The organism is Actinomadura meyerae, from assembly GCF_900188445.1.
In the GTDB taxonomy this organism is placed as follows: domain Bacteria; phylum Actinomycetota; class Actinomycetes; order Streptosporangiales; family Streptosporangiaceae; genus Spirillospora; species Spirillospora meyerae.
In genome coordinates this window covers 36,895-54,595 of record NZ_FZOR01000035.1, presented here as the reverse complement: position 1 = coordinate 54,595, position 17,701 = coordinate 36,895, and the positions used below count along the sequence as shown (strand labels likewise).

The window sequence follows — 17,701 nt, the reverse complement described above, 5'->3', positions numbered from 1 at the left end:
TGCGCGAGCACATGGCGGAGGACCGGAGCGGGCGGCGGGCGGAGACGTTCGCCGGAAGGTCGCGGGCGGCCGTGGCCGAGATGCCGCGGATCGCCGAGGCGCAGCTGTTCGAGCGGCTCCTGGCGCAGCGGATCGTGTTCCTCGGCACCGAGGTCGACGACCAGGTCGCCAACCGCGTGAACGCGCAGCTGCTGCTGCTCGCGGCGCAGGACGCCCGCCGCGACATCACGCTCTACATCAACTCCCCCGGCGGGGTCGTCGACGCCGGCATGGCGATCTACGACATGATGCAGTTCGTCCCGAACGACATATCCACCGTCGCGATGGGCATGGCGGCGTCCATGGGGCAGACGCTGCTGTGCGCGGGGACGCGGGGCAAGCGGTACGCGCTGCGGCACGCGCGGGTGATGATGCACCAGCCGCACGGCGGGATCGGCGGCACCGCGTCCGACATCAGGATCCAGGCCGAGCAGTCGCTCTACCTCAAGCGGACGCTGGCGGAGCTGACCGCGGTCCACACCGGTCAGCCGCTGGAGCGCATCGAGGCCGACGGCGACCGGGACCGGTGGTTCACCGCCGAGCAGGCCCGCGACTACGGCTTCGTCGACCACGTCATCGACAGCACCGACCGGGTGGGCACATGACAAGGGCGGAACGGCGGTACCTCGTCCCCGAGTACGAGGAGCGGACGAGCTACGGCCGCAAGGACACCAACCCCTACAACCGGATGTTCGAGGACCGGATCGTCTTCCTCGGCGCGCCGGTGGACGACACCAGCGCCAACGACGTCACCGCGCAGCTGCTCGCGCTGGAGGGCATGGACGCCGACCGGCCCATCTCCCTCTACATCAACTCGCCGGGCGGGGCGCTGACGGCGATGCTGGCCATCTGCGACACCATGCGCTACGTCCGGCCCGAGGTCGAGACGACCTGCGTCGGGCAGGCCGGGTCGGCGGCCGCGGTGCTGCTGGCGGCGGGCTCGCCGGGCCGCCGGCAGGCGCTGCCGGGCGCGCGGATCCTGCTGCACGAGCCGGAGATGGAGGTGTCCCGCGGGTACGCCACCGACCTGGACATCCAGGCGCGGGAGGTGCTGCGGCTGCGGGCGCAGACCGAGGCGATCCTGGCCGAGGCGACCGGGCGCGAGCCGACGGCGGTGCGCCGCGACCTGGACCGGGAGCGGTACTTCACCGCCGAGGAGGCCAAGGAGTACGGGCTGATCGACACGGTGCTCGCCGGGCGCGGGTAGCGCCGCGGGCCGCGGTTCCGGCGGCCGCGGCGGGCCGCGGCCGGAAACGGCAGGGTTGGATCACCCCGCCGAGGGGAATCTTGTCACGGTGTTCAGCGTTGGTCAGGGCAAGACCGCAAGCCGTCTGGGAGGCACGTGACGATGGCCGAGCGCGCACTTCGCGGCACCCGACTCGGAGCGACGAGCTACGAGAACGATCGCAACACCGATCTGGCCCCTCGCCAAGAGGTGGACTACACCTGTACGAAGGGCCACCGGTTCACCGTGACGCTCGCCGCCGAGGCCGAGGTGCCCATGACCTGGGAATGCCGCAACTGCGGCGCCACCGCCCTGCGCGTCGACGGCGAACTGCCCCAAGCCAAGAAGGGCAAGCCGCCGCGGACCCACTGGGACATGCTCATGGAGCGCAGGACCGTCGAGGACCTGGAGGAGGTCCTCGCCGAGCGCCTGGAGATCCTGCGGGCCGGGCGCAGGAAGTCCGCCTAGCGGACCGGGGGAGAGTTCTTCGGCGGAAGGGCCCGCACCGGACGACCGGTGCGGGCCCTTCCATGTCCGGGGACGCTTCCGCCTGCCGGGGACGCGCGGCTCAGCCGCCCGTGCGGGGCCGGACGAGGCCGCTCTCGTAGGCGGCGACGACGGCCTGCACCCGGTCGCGGAGCCCGAGCTTGCGCAGGATCCGGCTGACATGGGTCTTCACCGTCTCCTCCCCCACCACCAGGCGGCCGGCGATCTCGCCGTTGGACAGCCCCGCCGCGACCAGGCGCAGCACGTCGGTCTCGCGGGGGGTGAGGGCGTCCAGCACGTCCGGCTCGGGCGGGCGGGGACGCAGCCGGGCGAACTCCCCGATGAGGCGGCGGGTGACGGCCGGGGCGAGCAGCGCGTCCCCGGCGGCGACGACCCGGACGGCGTCGAACAGCCGCTCGGCGGTGACGTCCTTGAGCAGGAAGCCGCTGGCCCCGGCGACGAGTGCGGCGTAGACGTGCTCGTCGAGGTCGAAGGTGGTCAGCATCAGCACCCGCGGCGGGTCGGGTGCGGCGGTGACGCGGCGGGTGGCCTCGATGCCGTCCATGACGGGCATCCGCACGTCCATCAGCACGACGTCGGGCCGGTGCTCGCGGCACGCCCGCACCGTCTCGGCGCCGTCGGACGCGGTCGCCACGACGGCCAGGTCCGGCTGGGTGCCGAGCAGCGCCCCGAACCCGGCCCGGACGACCTCCTGGTCGTCGGCGACCACCACGCGCACGGTCACGGCGCCTCCACCGGCAGGACGGCCTCGACCAGGAACCCGCCGACCGGCCCGGGACCGGTGCGCAGCTCCCCGCCCGCGGCGGCGGCGCGCTCGCGCATGCCGAGCAGCCCGTGCCCGGCGGGCGCGCCCGCCTCCCGGGGGCCGGGTCCGTTGTCGCGGACGGCCACCCGCAGCGCGTCCGGCGCGTAGTCGATCTCCACGTCGACGGCGGCGCCGGGCGCGTGCCTGCGCGCGTTGGTCAGCGCCTCCTGGGCGATCCGGTAGGCGGCCAGCTCCAGGCCGGGGTCCAGGGCGGCGACGTGCCCGCGGACGATCAGCCGGACCGCGCCGGCGCCCGACTCGCGGGTCTGGTCGACCAGGTCGAGGAGCTGGGACAGGCCCGGCTGCGGGCGGCGGTCCGGTCCGGTGCCCGCGTCCTCGCGCAGCACGCCGAGCAGCCGCCGCATCTCGGTCAGGGCGGTGCGGGCGGTGTCGCCGATGGCCAGCAGCCGCTCGGCGCCCTCGGCGGGCATGCCCGGGACCGCGAGCCGCGCCGTCTCGGCCTGCACGGAGATCATCGAGATGTGGTGGGCGACGACGTCGTGCAGCTCGCGGGCGATGCGGGCGCGCTCGCCGCGCGCGGTGTGCTCCAGCAGCGTGCTCTCGAACGTGCGGCGGGACGCGGCCAGCGCGGCGGCGGCGGCGCGGCGCCGCCGGATCCGCCGCAGCGCCAGCACCGTCCACACGGTGGCCAGGGCGGCCAGCGCGGCGACGGCGGCGCCGCGGTGCAGGGCGCACGCCGCGGCGGCGGCGACGGTGATCGCGGCCGCGGCGGCGCCGGCCCGGTCGCGGACGGCGGCCAGCGGCAGCGTCGCGCACACGTCCACCGCGATCGCCAGCGGCAGCACGGCGCCGGAGCCGTGCGCGCGCACGACGGCCTCGGCCGCGCCCGCCGCGGCCAGGCAGGCGCCGGCCGCCGGCCACAGGTGCCGCCCGTCGATCTCCGCCACGCACGCCATTGTGGCGCGGACCGCGGCGCGGCGGCGTCCCTCGTGCGGGGGACCCCGCGTCCCCCGTCCCTCGCGCGGCAGGACGGCTCCGCGGCGGGACGACCCGGGCCCGCGGCGGCCCGTAGCGTGCCGGGTCATGGACGCAACCATCGAAGTGCGGGACCTGCGCAAGAGGTACGGGTCCGCCGTCGCCGTGGACGGGCTGTCGTTCACGGCCGCACCGGGGCGGGTCACCGGGTTCGTCGGCCCGAACGGCGCCGGGAAGTCCACCACCATGCGGATGATCATGGGGTTGGACCGGCCGGACGCCGGGACGGCGCTGGTCGGCGGGCGGCCGTACCGGTCGCTGCGGACGCCGCTGTGCCGCCTCGGCGCGATGCTCGACGCGGCGGCGGTGCATCCGGCGCGCCGGGCCCGCGACCACCTGCGCTGGCTGGCGCACGCCAACGGGCTGCCGGCGCGGCGGGTGGACGAGGTGATCGAGCTGACCGGGCTCGGCGGCGCGGCGCGGCGCCGGGCGGGCGGGTTCTCGCTCGGCATGCGGCAGCGGCTCGGCATCGCCGCCGCGCTGCTCGGCGACCCGCCGGCGCTGATGTTCGACGAGCCGGTGAACGGGCTCGACCCCGAGGGCATCACCTGGATCCGCGGGCTCCTGCGGTCGCTGGCCTCCGAGGGGCGGGCGGTGCTGGTGTCCAGCCACCTGATGAGCGAGCTGGAGGGCGGCGCCGACCACCTGGTGGTGATCGGGCGGGGCCGGCTGATCGCCGACACCACCGTCGCGGACCTGCTGGCGACCGCGTCCGGTGGCCGGGTGGAGGTGCGCACCGCCGAGCGGCGGGAGGCGATGACGGTGCTGGCCCGCGCGGGCGCCACCGTGACGGCGTCGGGACCGGACGCGGTCACGGTCGCGGACCTGCCCGCCGAGCGGATCATCGCCCTGCTGACCGGTGCCGGGGTGGGGTTCACCGGGATCTCCGAGCACCGGGCGTCGCTGGAGGAGGCGTACATGGAGCTGACCCGGGACGCGGTGGAGTTCCAGGCCCTGACCGGAGGGGAGGCGCGGTGAGCGCCCCGGCGCCCGCGGCGGGCGCGGCGTACCGCAGCACCGTCCAGGAGGAGGCGCGCGACGGGTTCGGGCGCCTGCTGCTCGCGGAGTGGACCAAGCTGCGCACCGTCCCCCGGTGGATGCTGACCCTGCCGGCGGCGGTGCTGCTGACGGTGCTGGTGGCGCTGCTGTCGGCGGCGGGCACCGAGACGTCCGGGCCGGGCGGCGGGCCCGCGGCGCAGCACCGGGCGGGCACGTTCGACCTCGGCCACTTCACCTACCTGCCCCTGGCGGGGGACGGCGCGATCGTCGCGCGGGTCGCCGCCCAGGACGGCGGCGGAGCCTGGGCGAAGGCCGGGCTGATGATCCGCGGCAGCGCCGAGCGCGGCACCCCCTACGCGGCGCTGGTGGTGACGCCGGGCCACGGCGTCCGGCTGCAGACCGGCTACGAGAGCGGCGGCGCCGGCGGAGGGACGGCCGTCGCGCCGCGCTGGCTGAAGCTGGCCCGCTCCGGCGCGGTCGTGACGGGCTACGACTCGGCGGACGGCCGGACCTGGCACCGGGTCGGGTCGGTGCGCCTGGCGGACCTGCCGCGGCGGGCGCCGGCGGGGATGGTCGTGGCCGTGCCCGACGAGGTGAAGGTGCAGCGCCAGTTCGGCGGCGAGAGCATCTCGGGCGAGCAGCGCGAGACCCGGGCGACGTTCGACCACGTGGCGGTGTCCCCGGCGGTACCGGGGGCGTCCTGGCGGGACCGGGACGCGCCGGGCGGGCCAGCCGCCGCCCCGGACGCGGACGGGCGCACGCGGGACGGCGGGGCCTTCACGCTGAAGGGCACCGGCGACATCGGCCCCGACCTGTTCGCCGACGACATCACCAAGACCACCCTCACCGGCGTGCTGGTCGGGCAGGCGGCGATCATCGCGCTGGCCGTGCTGTTCGTGACGGCCGAGTTCCGGCGCGGGATGCTGCGCACGACGTTCGCGGCGAGCCCCCGGCGCGGCCGGGTGCTGGCGGCCAAGGCGGTGGTGGCGGGCCTGGCGGCGCTGGTGGCCGGGCTGGCGGCCGCCGGCGGCGCGGTGCTGCTGGCCGGGCCCGTGCAGCGCTCGCACGGCCTGGCGCCGCCGCCGCTGTCGGACGGCGCGGTGCTGCGGGCGGTCCTCGGCACGGCCGCGCTGCTCGCGGTGATCGCGGTGTTCTCGCTGGCGGTCGCGGTGATCGTGCGGCGCAGCGCGCCCGCGATCACGCTGGTGCTGCTGCTCCTGCTCGTCCCGCAGATCGTCGCGACGGCGCTGCCGCTGTCGGCGGCGCGGTGGCTGGAGCGGGTCACGCCCGCGGCCGGGTTCGCGATCCAGCAGACGGTCGAGCGGTTCGACACCGCGATCGCGCCGTGGGCGGGCTTCGGGGTGCTGTGCGCCTACACCGCCGCGGCGCTGGCGCTCGCGGCGTGGCTGCTGGGGCGGCGGGACGCATGAGGGCGGTGCACGCGGAGTGGACGAAGCTGCGCACGCTGCCGAGCACCTGGTGGGTGCTGCTGGCGCTGGCGGGCCTCACCGCGGCGGTCGGCGCGGCCGTGACCGGGTCGGTGGACACCTCGCACTGCACCGCGCCCGGCGGCTGCATGGAGGACACGCCCAAGCTGGCGCTGTCGGGCGTCCAGATCGGGCAGGTCGCGGCGGTGGTCCTCGGGGTCCTCGCGGTCGGCGGCGAGTACGCCACCGGGACCATCGCGGCGACGCTGGCGGCGGTGCCGCGGCGGATCGCGGTGCTGGCCGCCAAGGCCGCCGTGGTCGCGGCCGCGGTGGCCGCCGCAGGGACGGCCGGGGTGCTGGCGTCGCTGGCGGCGGGGCGCGGCCTGCTGCCCGGCAACGGGTTCACGGCCGCGAACGGGTACCCGCCGCTGTCCCCGCTGGACGGCCCGACGGCGCGGGCCGCGGCCGGCACGGTGCTGTACCTGGTGCTGGTGGCGCTGCTGTCGCTCGGCGCGGGAACGGCGCTGCGGGAGCCCGCGGCGGCGATCACCGCGGTGCTGGCGCTGCTGTGGATCGTCCCGGTCCTCACCCGGCTCGCCGCGACCGGCGAGTGGCGGGAGCGGCTGGAGAAGGCCGCGCCGATGACGGCGGGCCTGGCGGTGCAGGCGACGCGCGGGCTGGACCGGCTGCCGATCGGGCCGTGGGAGGGCCTCGGGGTGCTGGCGTGCTACGCGGCGGCCGCGCTGCTGGCGGGCGGGGCGCTGTTCGTGCTGCGGGACGCCTGACCGGCCGGGGGCGCGGTCAGGCGCGGGAGGCCGTGTCGTCGTCCTCCCGCACACCGTCGCCGCGCACCGTGTCGCCGCTCACGATGTGGCCGCGCACGACGCGCCCGCGGGAACCGTCCGGACCCGCACCGCCGGGGCGCGTACCGTCCTCTGCCCCGTCCTCGTGGATGACCTCGCCGCGGACCACTGGTCCCGGCGGGGTCTCCGCACGCCCCGCCCCGCGGCCGAACGGGTCGAATCCCGCACCGCCGAGGCCGGGCGGGAACACGGTGGCGGCGCGCTCCTCGGCCGCCCGCATCCGCCGCTCGGCGGACCGCGACAGGACGCGCCGGGCCAGGGGCCGGGTGAACGGCAGGACGAGCAGCAGCCCGGGGACGTCGGTGAGGAAGCCGGGGAACAGCAGCAGCATGCCGCCGGCCATGACCAGTGCGCTGTCGCCGAGCCCGCGCTCGGGCGGGGTGCCGCCGCGGACGGCCTCGTTCAGGGCGCGCCAGGCGCGCCGGCCCTCGCGCCGGACGAGCCACGCGCCGAGCACCGCCTCGGCGGCCAGCAGCCCGGCCGTGGCCCAGCCGCCGATGGCGGCGCCGACCTGGAGGATCACGAAGATCTCCAGCACGGGCACGGCCAGGATTCCGAGGACGATCAGCAGCAGCGGCATGGCCTCATCTTCGCGTCGGGTGAGCCTCTCCTAACAACAACGCGGGGACGCGCCCGAACGTTTCCCGCGCCCCGCGTCCGCGCCCGCGCCTCAGCGCGGCGGGCGGATCTTGGCGACGCGGTCGGACATCCCCCACTGGGTGATGCGCAGCGCCGCCTCGGCCATCACGTCCCGGCTCATCTTGCTGGTGCCGTGCTCGCGCTCGACGAACGTGATCGGCACCTCCACCACGCGCAGCCCCTGCCGGACCGCCCGCAGCGCCAGGTCGATCTGGAAGCAGTAGCCGCGCGAGTCGACCTCGTCCAGCCCGATCTTGGCCAGGGTCGCGGCGCGGAAGGCGCGGTAGCCGGCGGTGGCGTCGTGCAGGGGGATGCCGAGCATGAGCCGGGCGTAGGTGTTGGCGCCGCGCGACAGCGCCTCGCGCCGCTTGGGCCAGTTGCGCACCTTCCCGCCGGGGACCCAGCGGGCGCCGATGACCAGGTCGGCGTCCTCCAGCGCGGCCAGCAGCCGCGGCAGCTCCTCGGGCTGGTGGGAGCCGTCGGCGTCCATCTCGACCATGACGTCGTAGCCGTGCTCGGCGGCCCACCGGAACCCGGCGATGTAGGCGGGACCGAGGCCGTCCTTGCCCGCGCGGTGCAGGACCCGGATCTGCTCGTCCTCCGCGGCCATGGCGTCGGCGACCTCGCCGGTGCCGTCGGGGCTCGCGTCGTCGACCACCAGGACGTCCACCGACGGGACGGCCGCGCGGACCCGGCCGGCGATGCGCTCGATGTTGTCCCGCTCGTTGTAGGTCGGGATGATCACGAGCACCCGGCCCAGGCCGGCTGGGATCTCCATCGGTGTCAATTCCCCTCGTTCTTCCTGGCTGTCCATGCCGCCGCGAGGACGGCGCCGAGCCCGAGCGCCGCCAGCGCCCACTCCGGCGCCGCGCCCACCCGGTCCGCGAGCGTCCGCGCGGTGCGCGCCGGGACGGTCCCGACCTGGATGTCGGGCACGAACTCGCGCGACTCGTCGAGCATCCGGCCGTCCGGGGCGACGATCGCGCTGATCCCGCTGGTCGCGGCCACCAAGATCGTACGGCCATGTTCGACCGCGCGCAGCCGGGACATCGCGATCTGCTGCGGCGGCAGGGTGGTGCGGCCGTAGGTGGCGTTGTTGGTCTGCACGACCAGCAGGTCCCCCGCCGCGACGTCGCGGACCTCGGTGTCGTAGGCGACCTCGAAGCAGATCACGTCGCCGACGGTGACCGGGCCGAGCCGCATCACCCCCGAGCGGGTGCCCTTGGCGAAGTCGCGGGGGATCCGCTCGAACCGGGTGATCAGCTTGGTGAGGACGTCGCGGAACGGCAGGTACTCCCCGAACGGGACGGGGTGCCGCTTGACGTAGTAGTCGCCGGGGCCGCTGCGCGGGTCCCAGACGATGCCGCGGTTCTCGACCTTCTCCCCGTCGGGCGTGTCGGTGAGGGCGCCCACCAGGACGGGGACGCCGACGTCCTTCACCGCGCCGTCGATGGCGGTGTAGGCCTCGGGCTCGGCGTAGGGGTCGAGGTCGCTGGCGTTCTCTGGCCACACCACCAGCTCGGGCCGGGGCAGCTCGCCGGCGCGGACCCTGGCGGCCAGCTCGTGGGTGGCCTTCACGTGGTTGTTCAGGACGGCCTTGCGCTGGCCGAGGAAGTCCAGGCCGAGGCGCGGGACGTTGCCCTGGATCACCGCGACGGTGACGGGGCGGCCCGAGGCGGGGGTGGGGATCAGCAGCCCGCCGCCGGTGAGCGCGGCGATGAGGGCGAGGGCGCCCGCGGCCGGGACCAGCGCCCGGCGCGCCGCGGGCGGGCGCTCCGGCCCCTCCGCGGACTCCGCGGACTCGGCGGACTCGGCGGCCCGGCGGGCGGTGCGGGCGCGGTGCGCGGCGACGGCGGCGAAGGCGAGCAGCCCGCCGATCAGCGCGGTCACGAACGTCACCAGGGGCGCGCCGCCGTAGGACGCGTACGGGGTGAGGGGCGTGGCGGTCTGGCTGAAGGCCAGCCGCGCCCACGGGAACCCCCCGAACGGGACCCGGCCGCGGATCAGCTCCTCGCCGACCCACAGCGCGGCCGTCCACAGCGGCCAGGCGGGCAGCCGGGTCACGACCGCGATTCCGGCGCCCAGCGGCAGGAAGTACAGCGCCTGGACGAGGCTGAGGACGATCCAGCCGTCCGGGCCGATCGCGGAGATGCCCTCCAGGACGGGCAGGAAGAACGCCGCGCCGGCGACGAACGCGACCCAGGCGCCGGTCCGGGCCGGCAGGCCCCGCAGCACGAGGATGAGCAGCGCGACGCCCACGGGGGCCAGCGGGGTCAGGTCGAGCGGCGGGAACGCCAGCCACATGGCCAGTCCGGCGGCCACGGCCAGCAGGGTCCGCGGCCAGCCCGCGCGGCCGCCGCTCCGCAGGGCGCCGCGCAGGCGGCTCAACCGCCCCGACGGGGCCGCGGCGCCGGGCGCGCCGTCCCGGCCGTCGCCGGGGCCTCCGGCCGGCGGCCGGTCGCGCAGGGTCTCCTGGGCCACGTCCCCACCTCGTTCGCTCGTTCCCTTCCCGGAACGCTACCGGGCGCGGACGCCCGCGGCGACCGGGCGGGCGCCGCCGGGAACGCGGGCGCCGCCGGGGAGACGGGGGCCGGGGGGCCTGAGCGGGGAGGTCCGGACGCGGAAGAGGGCCCGCGACATCCGTCGGGCCGGAGCCGTCCCACAGGCGGTGAGAACGAGCCTCCGTTTTCTACTGGATGTCCGGGCCCTTCCCGGGTCCAACCCCCCGCGCGATCGGGCGGCTCCGCCCGGGCCCGCTCCCGGATCACCGCACTGGCTGAGGCGGACACGAAACCGGACCACTCGCGTGGTCCCCCGTCCCCGTCGTGGTGCGATGCCCGGCGGCGCCTCGGGCGGCCGATCGGTGAGTCCCGTGCTGGACTGCTGCAAAACTACCGGCTTCCGGCCTCATGTCAACCGCCGCATGTTCTGCGGCGACTCGCGTCGTCGCAGGTCAGCGGCATGATCAGCCATCCGCGAAATCGGTGGCGGCGACCACCACCGTGCCGGTCGCGGTGACCGCCGTGATCGGCTCGTCCAGCACCTCGGCGGCCGACTCGCCCTTGTCGGGGCGGCCCCGGCACACCACGCGGGCCTCGAACTCCATCGCGCGGCTGCGGGTCCCGGCGCGGACCAGCACGGCGGTGGTCTCCAGCACGTCCCCGGCCTTGACCGGGGCGCGGAACTGGACGTCGGAGTAGGAGGCGAACAGGCCCTCGTCGCCGTCGGTGCGGATGCACAGCTCGGTGGCCGCGTCGCCGAACAGCCCGAGGACGTAGGCGCCGTCGACCAGGTCGCCGGCGTAGTGGGCGTGGGAGTAGGGGATGTAGCGGCGGTGGGTGACGGTCGTCCCCTCGCGCGGATCACTCATCGTCGTGGCCTCCGTGGTCGTTCCGGTGGTCGTCCGCGGGGTCGTCCCCGTGGCCGGCGCCGGCGCCGGCGGGCAGCAGGGCGTGGACGAGGTAGCTGGCGACCTCCGCGGGCGTGGTGCCCTTGCCGAAGATCCGGTCGACGCCGAGGTCGGCCTCGGTGACGGTGTCGAAGCGCGGGCCGCCGACGACCAGCAGCGGCCGCCCCACCCCGCCCGCCACGGCGGTCGGGTACTCGGCGTGGAACGCGGCGGCCATCTGCTTGGTGTTGTGCAGGTGCGCGTTGCGCTGGGTGACGACCTGCGACACCAGGACCGCGTCGGCGTTCTCGGCCTTCGCGCGCTCCACCAGCTCCTCGACGGTGACCTGGGCGCCCATGTTCACGACCTGGATCTCCCGGTAGTACTCCAGGCCCTTCTCCCCCGCGTAGCCCTTGACGTTCAGGATCGCGTCGATGCCCACGGTGTGGGCGTCGGTGCCGATGCAGGCGCCGACGACCACCAGCCGCCGGTTCAGCGCGCGGCGGATCGCCAGGTTCACCTCCTGCGAGGTCAGCAGCGGGTAGGCGCGCTCCTCGGGGGCGGGGATGGAGGCGTAGTCGATCAGGTGCCGCACCTTGCCGTACACGATGAAGAAGGTGAAGTCGGGCCCCATCGGCTTGGCGTGCACGACGCTGGCGGGGTCCAGGCCCATCTTCCCGGCGAGCTGCAGGGCGGCGGCCTCGGCGCGCTTGCCGGCGGGGACGGGCAGGGTGAACGACATCTGCACCATGCCGTCGCCCGTGGTGTCGCCGTAGGGGCGGATGACCTGGCGGGTGTCGGCGGGCTCGGCGGGGATCCGCGTGCCGGTCCCGGGGCTCTCGACGGTCATGCGGGCACCTCCTGCTGGGCGGCGCCGGCGGTGCCGCCGGCGTGCGGGTCCTCGGTGTCGAGGATGTCGATGGCGGGGTTGAAGTAGCCGTCGGCGCGGGGGACGACGCCGTCCAGGCCCTTGCCGCCGTCGGGCGGGCGGCGGGTGACGCCGAAGGTCCCCTCGGCGATGGCGTTGAGCAGCCCGTCGTCGGCGACGCGCTCGAGCAGCTCCACCGACTCGGCCAGCACCCGCCGGGCGCGCTGGACGATCATCCCGTCCGGGCGGGGCGCGAAGTCCTCGGCGAGGCTCCCGCAGGCGTCGCGGACGTAGCGGACGTTCTCCAGCGCGAGGTCGCGGTCCGACAGCCAGGGGGTGTGGATGCCCTCGGTCATCATCCCGATCAGGATGATCGACTGGCCGGTCATCACGCCGGCGAGGTTGAAGAAGGCGTCCAGCAGGTAGCCGGCGAAGATGTTGCCGGTCATGTGCTTGGTGGGCGGCATGTACTTCAGCGGCGCGCCGGGGAACAGCTCCCGGACGAGCTGGGCGTGCGCGAGCTCGAGCCGGAACGACTCGGGCACCGCCGGGTCGATCTCGAAGGCGTGGCCGAGGCCGAGCTGGGCGTCGGCGAGGCCCGCCTCGTGCCCGAACCGCTCGTTGAGCAGCTGGCTGACGACCACGGTGTGCGCGGCGTCGACCGCGTCGGCGGTGGTGAGGTAGTTGTCCTCGCCGGTGTTGATGACGATGCCGGCGCGGGCGTGGACCTGCCGGGAGAACCGCTGGTCGATGAACGTGCGGCGGGGGTTGATGTCGCGGAAGATGATGCCGTACATGCAGTCGTTGAGCATCATGTCCAGGCGCTCCAGCCCGGCGAGCGCGGCGATCTCGGGCATGCACAGCCCGGAGGCGTAGTTGGTCAGCCGGACGTAGCGGCCGAGCTCGCGGGACACGTCGTCCAGCGCGGCGCGCATCAGCCGGAAGTTCTCGCGGGTGGCGTAGGTGCCGGCGTAGCCCTCGCGGGTGGCGCCCTCGGGGACGAAGTCCAGCAGCGACTGGCCGGTGGAGCGGATCACCGCGACGACGTCGGCGCCCTCGCGTGCGGCGGCCTGCGCCTGCGGGATGTCCTCGTAGATGTCGCCGGTCGCCACGATCAGGTACACCAGCGGCTGCGGCGGGTCGGCGCTGTCGGGGGCGGGCAGCTCGGCCAGCATCCGGTCGCGCTCGGCGCGGCGCCGGTCGATGCGGGCGATGCCGCCGCGCGCGGCCTCGGCGGCGGCCTTGCGCGCGTGGGCGGCGTCGGTGCCGGACGGGAGCCGGAACCTCACCCGTCCGGCGGCGGCGGCCCGCGCCAGGTCGTCGAGCGAGCCGTGCGGGCCCGCCAGCAGGGCGTCCCAGACCGGGAGCGCGAGGCCGTGCTCCAGGCCGACCTGGTCGCGGACGGCGTCGGCGAGGTGGTTGACCCACGGCAGCCCGTCGGCGTCGGCGCCGGTGAGGCCGGCCAGGCGCAGCAGGGCCCGCTCAACCGAGACGGTGGTGTGGGAGCGCGCCATCTCGATGATCGGCTCGGCCGCGCGGGCGGCGAGCCGCCGGGCGGTGCGCACCGCCTCCGGGTCGAGGTCCAGCTTTCCCTGCGGCGCCATCGCCGTCTCCCCTCACGCAGCCGCCCCTCTCAGGCCGGTCCGAACAATCATCCTTCATACCGGGTTCACTACGGGAGATCTTCCGGCATGAACAGCGTATTTCACAAGAAGTCGCGGCAGATTCCTCCGACCTGGCCGCGCCCGCACCGATCACCTTCCCTGTCCGGGCGGTCATGTCACCTTCAGGTGACGGTCAGCTCCGAACCCACCGGTAACGACCGTACGTGAAATTAAACTCACCCTCAGTGATAACAGCCCAACGCGGGAGTGGCATGATCCTTTACTGTGCGGCCGCGGCCTGCGCGATCGGCGTGGTGCTCGTGGCGAGCCGGCTCGTCCGCCGCCTGAAGGGCGTGGACGACCCCGACCCCGACGGCCCCACCACCGCGCACACCGGGGCGATGCTGTCGGCGCTGTTCCTGCTGGCGTTCGCCATCGCCATCGTGGTGCCGTGGACGACCGCCGACGCGGCGCGCTCCAACACCTACGCCGAGACCCAGGCGATCTCCGAGGCGTACTGGGCCGCCGGCCGGCTGCCGGCGCCCGACGAGCGGCACGTCCGGGCGGAGCTGAGCCGGTACGTCGCCCTGGTGCGCGGCCCCGAGTGGCGGCTGATGGAGCACGGCCGCCTCAGCGCCGACGGCCAGCGGACCCTGGACGACCTGCGCCGCTATGTCACGGGCGTCAAGGCCGACTCCGACGAGCTGAAGGACGCCCGCAACTCCGTCCTCGACCACCTCGGCGAGATCTCCGGCGCCCGCAACCAGCGCGCCGCCGACGCGCGGACGACCCCGCCGGGCGGGCTCCTCGCGATGACGTTCCTCACCGGCGCCGCGGTGCTGCTGCTGCCGTTCCTGTCCGGCGCCCGCCCGCGCGGCGCGACGCTCATACCGCTGTCGATCATGGCGGCGCTGCTGGCCGCCGGGGCCTACCTGACCGTCGACATCTCCCATGTGTTCGACGGCGCCCTCGCCGTCGGCCCGGAGGCGTTCACCCACCTGCAGGCGGAGCTGGTGCGCGCCGGGGCGGGAGGCTGAGATGCGCCCGCTGCCGCCGCGGCCCGCCGCGCTGCTGGCCGTGCTGCCCGCCGCGGTCGCGGGCGCGCTCGCCTTCCCCGGCGCCGCGCTCGCCGACCCGACCCCGCACCCGGTCATCAGCGTGTGCATCGACATCGAGATCGGGCCCGGCTCCGGCCAGGGCGGCTCCCCCTGCCACCCGCCCAAGCCCGCGCCGCCGCCCCCGCCGCCGGTGGAGGCGCCGCCTCCACCGCCGCCGGAACCGCCCGCGCCGCCACCGGAGGAACCACCACCGCCGCCGCCCGAGGAACCACCGCCGCCCGAGGCCCCGGCACCGCCGCCCGAGCCCGCCGCGCCGGCCGGCCACTCCCCCGCACCCGCGCCGCGCCCGGCACCGCCGCCGCCCCGCCCGGCGGCCGTGCAGGCCCCGCCGCCGCCTCCGCGCACGCGTCCGGCACCGCCACCGCCGCCCGAGCGCGAACCCGAGCGGGCGTCCCCGGCGCCGGCGCACACGGCACCGCGGGCGGTGAAGGCGCCGCCGCGCCGCCGCGACCCGCTGGACACCTCGCTCGTCCTGGTCGTCCTCGCGGTCGTGATCAGCGCCGGCACCGCGATCGCCTTCGCCCGCTGACACCCCCGCACCGGACACCCCCGCACGCGGCCCCGGCCCGGCCCGCGCACGAGCGAGCCGGGCCGGTCGGCGGCGCGCCGGGGCCGCCGGAACGAACTCGAACGCCGAACGGCCCGCAGGCCGGGGTCCGGTCGAGCGGGGTGGTCAGGGGAGGCGGCCCACGCCGCCGTACACCAGGAACCGCTCGGGGGACTCGACGGCCTCGCCCTCGTCCGGCCGCCACAGCGGCACGTACACCAGGCCCGGGTCCAGCAGTTCCCAGCCGTCGAAGAACCGCAGGATCTCCGCGTGCGAGCGGGCCACCGCCGGGGAGCTGGCCCGGTCGTAGAGCTTGCCGATCGCGGCGGTCTTGCCGGGCTGGGCCTCGTGGGTGAGGTGCGAGATGACCAGGTGGCTGCCGGGGGCGGCGGCGTCGCGGAGCGTCGCGACGATCGCGTCCGGGTCCTCCTCCGGCTTGACCAGGTGCAGGGCCGCCACCAGCAGGAACGCCACCGGCCGCGACAGGTCCACCAGCCGCTTCAGCTCCGGGTCGGCGAGGATGTCGGCCGGACGCCGCATGTCGGCCTGCAGGACGGCGGCCTGGTCGTTGCCCGCCAGGATCGAGCGGCTGTGCGCCACGGCGACGTCGTCGTTGTCGACGTACACCACCCGCGCGCCGGGGTTCACGCTCTGCGCGACCTCGTGCACGTTGCCCTGCGTCGGGATGCCCGACCCGATGTCGACGAACTGCGCCACGCCGGACGCGGCCAGCGTGCGCACCGCGCGCCGCAGGAACGCCCGGTTCGCCCTGGCCAGCTCCCGGGCCTGCGGCTCCACCCGCAGCAGCCCGGTCGCCAGGTCACGATCCGAGGCGAAATTGTGGGCTCCGCCGAGCAGGAAGTCGTAGACCCGTGCGACGCTTGGCCTTCGACTGTCGACCTCGGGTGGTATCCACTCGGAGTCCATGCATCGTCTCCCTAATGACCGAGGGGTGCAGTCGCGGGGCGGACTCAGCGTAACGCGGCCCGTCTCGCGCGGCGCCCGCGACCGGACGGCGAGGACCGATGTCCGAACAGCCCGCACGACCCGAGCCGGTGATCGTCCTGCTCGCCCCCGACGGCAGGGTCACCGGGTGGAGCGAGGGCGCCGCGCGCCTGTTCGCCTGCGACGCCGCGGAGGCGGTCGGCGCCGCGCTGCCCGCCCTCCTCGGCCGCCCCGGCGCCGCCGAGCCGCTCGCCGCCGCGCTGAAGACGGCCGCATCCGGCCGCTCGTGGTCCGGAGTGCTGCCGCTGTCGGGCGACGGCGTGTCGGTCACCTGCGCCCCGCTCGCGTGCGCGGACGGCGGCACCTCCGCCGTGCTGACGGTGTCGCCGCCCTGGGCCGGCGGGCTGGAGCTGCTCAACGAGGCGGGCCGCCGCATCGGCTCCACCCTCGACCTGCACCGCACCGCCCGCGAGATCGTCTCGGTCACCGTCCCCCGGTTCGCCGACGCCGGCGCCATCTACGTGCTGGAGCGGCTCCTCGCCGACGACGACCACCCCGGGGCCGGCGACCAGCCCGCCGGGGAGGCCGACGGCTCGGTGGTCGTGCGGCGCCTCGCGGTCGCGTTCGCCGAGGACGACCCGAGCGACTGGTCCCGCGAGTTCCCCGTCGGCGAGGTCATCGTCTACCCGCCGTCCACCCCCTACGCCCGCTGCGTCACCGGCGGCGCCATGGTCGAGTTCGGCGGCGACGCCGTCCAGGACACGATGGCCACGCGCACCGGCCGCGTCATCGACGGGCTGCTGGACCACGTGTCGCTGCTGGCCGTGCCGCTGGTGGCGCGGGGCCGGGCGCTGGGGTTCGCGGTGTTCAGCCGCAAGCGCGGCCGGCTGCCGTTCGCCGCCGCCGACGCCGCGCTGGCCGCCGAGCTGGCCGGGCGTGCCGCGACCTGCGTCGACAACGCGTGCCTGTACCGGCGCGAGCACCGCACCGCCACCGCGCTGAAGGCGGGGCTGCTGCCCGCCGGGCTCGCCGTCCCGCCCGGCCTGGAGATCGCGCACCGGTACCGGCCGGCGCGCAGCGGCGTCGGCGGCGACTGGTACGACGTGGTCCCGCTGCCCGGCGACCGGGTCGCGGTCGTGATCGGCGACTCGGTCGGGCACGGCGTCACCGCCGCCGCCGCGATGGGGCAGCTGCGGGTCGCCGCGCACACCCTGGTGAGCTGCGAGTTCCCGCCCGCGGAGGTGCTGGAGCGGCTCGACTCCATCGCCCAGGACCTGGACGCCGCCCAGTTCGCGACGTGCCTGTGCATGGTGTGCGACCCGGCGACGCTGCGCTGCGAGCTGGCGTGCGCGGGGCACCCGCCGCCGCTGCTGGCGCTGCCCGACGGGACGGCGCGGCGGTTCGCGTTCCCGCAGGGGCTGCCGCTCGGGGTGTCCGACGCCGACCACCCGCCCGCCTACGAGCAGCTGGAGGCGCGGATCCCGCCGGGCGCCACCCTCGCGTTCTACACCGACGGGCTGGTGGAGAGCCGCATGCGCAACATCGACCAGGGCATCGCCCGGCTTGCGTCGGCGCTGGTCGCCTCCCGGTCCGCGTCGCTGGAGGACACCGCCGACGGCGTCCTGGCCCTGCTGTCCGACCAGCAGGGCCACGACGACATCGCACTGCTGCTGATCCGCCCGGCGGCGGCCTGACCGGGCGGCGCGCCCCGAGCGTGGGCGCGCCGCCCGG

The 17,701-nt window shown here is 75.9% G+C and carries 18 protein-coding genes; 9 read left to right on the top strand and 9 right to left on the bottom strand.

Translation table 11 applies throughout. The annotated features are described in order from the left end of the window. The first annotated feature begins 80 nt into the window (after positions 1–80). The 3 genes from CHF16_RS29080 (at position 81) to CHF16_RS29070 (ending at position 1,732) form a co-directional block, all read left to right on the top strand. A complete protein-coding gene (locus CHF16_RS29080; RefSeq protein ID WP_089329375.1) occupies positions 81–644 on the top strand; it encodes a ClpP family protease in 564 nt (187 codons plus the stop codon). Further along, a complete protein-coding gene (locus tag CHF16_RS29075) occupies positions 641–1,246 on the top strand; it encodes an ATP-dependent Clp protease proteolytic subunit (RefSeq protein WP_089329334.1) in 606 nt (201 codons plus the stop codon). The genes CHF16_RS29080 and CHF16_RS29075 overlap by 4 nt, the downstream gene beginning before the upstream one ends. Positions 1,247–1,387: 141 nt before the next feature. Beyond that, a complete protein-coding gene (locus tag CHF16_RS29070) occupies positions 1,388–1,732 on the top strand; it encodes an RNA polymerase-binding protein RbpA (protein WP_067802035.1) in 345 nt (114 codons plus the stop codon). Positions 1,733–1,832: 100 nt separating this feature from the next. On the opposite strand, the gene CHF16_RS29065 is transcribed toward CHF16_RS29070, so the two are convergent. Next, on the bottom strand, positions 1,833–2,495 hold the full coding sequence (locus tag CHF16_RS29065) for a response regulator (protein WP_089329333.1): 663 nt from the start codon (positions 2,493–2,495) through the stop codon (positions 1,833–1,835). Continuing rightward, complete coding sequence (locus CHF16_RS29060) at positions 2,492–3,484, bottom strand: sensor histidine kinase (protein ID WP_218826887.1); 993 nt, start codon at positions 3,482–3,484, stop codon at positions 2,492–2,494. The genes CHF16_RS29065 and CHF16_RS29060 overlap by 4 nt, the downstream gene beginning before the upstream one ends. Positions 3,485–3,620: 136 nt before the next feature. Here CHF16_RS29060 and CHF16_RS29055 point away from each other — a divergent pair, with 136 nt between their 5' ends. Genes CHF16_RS29055 through CHF16_RS29045 form a run of 3 tightly spaced genes read left to right on the top strand, consistent with a single transcriptional unit; the run spans position 3,621 to position 6,783 of the window. After that, positions 3,621–4,550 (top strand): ABC transporter ATP-binding protein, encoded by a 930-nt coding sequence (locus tag CHF16_RS29055; protein ID WP_089329331.1) that lies wholly within the window; start codon positions 3,621–3,623, stop codon positions 4,548–4,550. Beyond that, positions 4,547–6,001, top strand: coding sequence for a DUF1349 domain-containing protein (locus CHF16_RS29050; protein WP_089329330.1), 1,455 nt, complete (start codon positions 4,547–4,549; stop codon positions 5,999–6,001). The genes CHF16_RS29055 and CHF16_RS29050 overlap by 4 nt, the downstream gene beginning before the upstream one ends. Beyond that, positions 5,998–6,783, top strand: a complete 786-nt coding sequence (locus CHF16_RS29045) for an ABC transporter permease subunit (protein ID WP_089329329.1) — start codon at positions 5,998–6,000, stop codon at positions 6,781–6,783. The genes CHF16_RS29050 and CHF16_RS29045 overlap by 4 nt, the downstream gene beginning before the upstream one ends. A gap of 16 nt (positions 6,784–6,799) precedes the next feature. On the opposite strand, the gene CHF16_RS29040 is transcribed toward CHF16_RS29045, so the two are convergent. From CHF16_RS29040 to kamD, 6 genes are all read right to left on the bottom strand, one after another. Then, a complete protein-coding gene (locus CHF16_RS29040; RefSeq protein WP_089329328.1) occupies positions 6,800–7,441 on the bottom strand; it encodes an FxsA family protein in 642 nt (213 codons plus the stop codon). A gap of 90 nt (positions 7,442–7,531) precedes the next feature. Continuing rightward, entirely contained in the window at positions 7,532–8,278 is a 747-nt protein-coding gene (locus tag CHF16_RS29035; protein ID WP_089329327.1) for a polyprenol monophosphomannose synthase, read from the bottom strand. 5 nt (positions 8,279–8,283) lie between these two features. Beyond that, positions 8,284–9,981: an apolipoprotein N-acyltransferase gene (gene lnt / locus CHF16_RS29030; protein WP_245869428.1), complete on the bottom strand. Its 1,698-nt coding sequence runs from the start codon at positions 9,979–9,981 to the stop codon at positions 8,284–8,286. Between the two features lie 484 nt (positions 9,982–10,465). Beyond that, positions 10,466–10,870, bottom strand: coding sequence for a 3-aminobutyryl-CoA ammonia lyase (kal, locus tag CHF16_RS29025; RefSeq protein WP_089329326.1), 405 nt, complete (start codon positions 10,868–10,870; stop codon positions 10,466–10,468). Beyond that, positions 10,863–11,738, bottom strand: coding sequence for a lysine 5,6-aminomutase subunit beta (gene kamE, locus CHF16_RS29020; RefSeq protein ID WP_089329325.1), 876 nt, complete (start codon positions 11,736–11,738; stop codon positions 10,863–10,865). Before kamE ends, kal begins: the two co-directional genes overlap by 8 nt. Beyond that, on the bottom strand, positions 11,735–13,360 hold the full coding sequence (gene kamD / locus CHF16_RS29015; protein ID WP_089329324.1) for a lysine 5,6-aminomutase subunit alpha: 1,626 nt from the start codon (positions 13,358–13,360) through the stop codon (positions 11,735–11,737). The genes kamE and kamD overlap by 4 nt, the downstream gene beginning before the upstream one ends. Before the next feature lie 272 nt (positions 13,361–13,632). Between kamD and CHF16_RS29010 the strand changes: the two genes are divergently transcribed. Together CHF16_RS29010 and CHF16_RS29005 are read left to right on the top strand one after the other, a co-directional pair. Further along, positions 13,633–14,397 carry a bestrophin-like domain gene (locus CHF16_RS29010; protein WP_089329323.1) on the top strand — a complete coding sequence of 255 codons (765 nt, stop codon included), beginning with the start codon at positions 13,633–13,635 and terminating at the stop codon, positions 14,395–14,397. Between the two features lies 1 nt (position 14,398). Beyond that, positions 14,399–15,007 carry a hypothetical protein gene (locus tag CHF16_RS29005; RefSeq protein WP_089329322.1) on the top strand — a complete coding sequence of 203 codons (609 nt, stop codon included), beginning with the start codon at positions 14,399–14,401 and terminating at the stop codon, positions 15,005–15,007. A gap of 144 nt (positions 15,008–15,151) precedes the next feature. On the opposite strand, the gene CHF16_RS29000 is transcribed toward CHF16_RS29005, so the two are convergent. Next, the gene (locus tag CHF16_RS29000; RefSeq protein ID WP_089329321.1) at positions 15,152–15,952 is read right to left on the bottom strand and encodes an SAM-dependent methyltransferase; all 801 of its coding nucleotides are present in this window, start codon (positions 15,950–15,952) and stop codon (positions 15,152–15,154) included. A 98-nt stretch (positions 15,953–16,050) separates the two neighbouring features. On the opposite strand from CHF16_RS29000, the gene CHF16_RS28995 reads away from it, so the two are divergent. Beyond that, positions 16,051–17,664 (top strand): SpoIIE family protein phosphatase, encoded by a 1,614-nt coding sequence (locus tag CHF16_RS28995; protein ID WP_143228160.1) that lies wholly within the window; start codon positions 16,051–16,053, stop codon positions 17,662–17,664. Positions 17,665–17,701 lie beyond the last annotated feature (37 nt).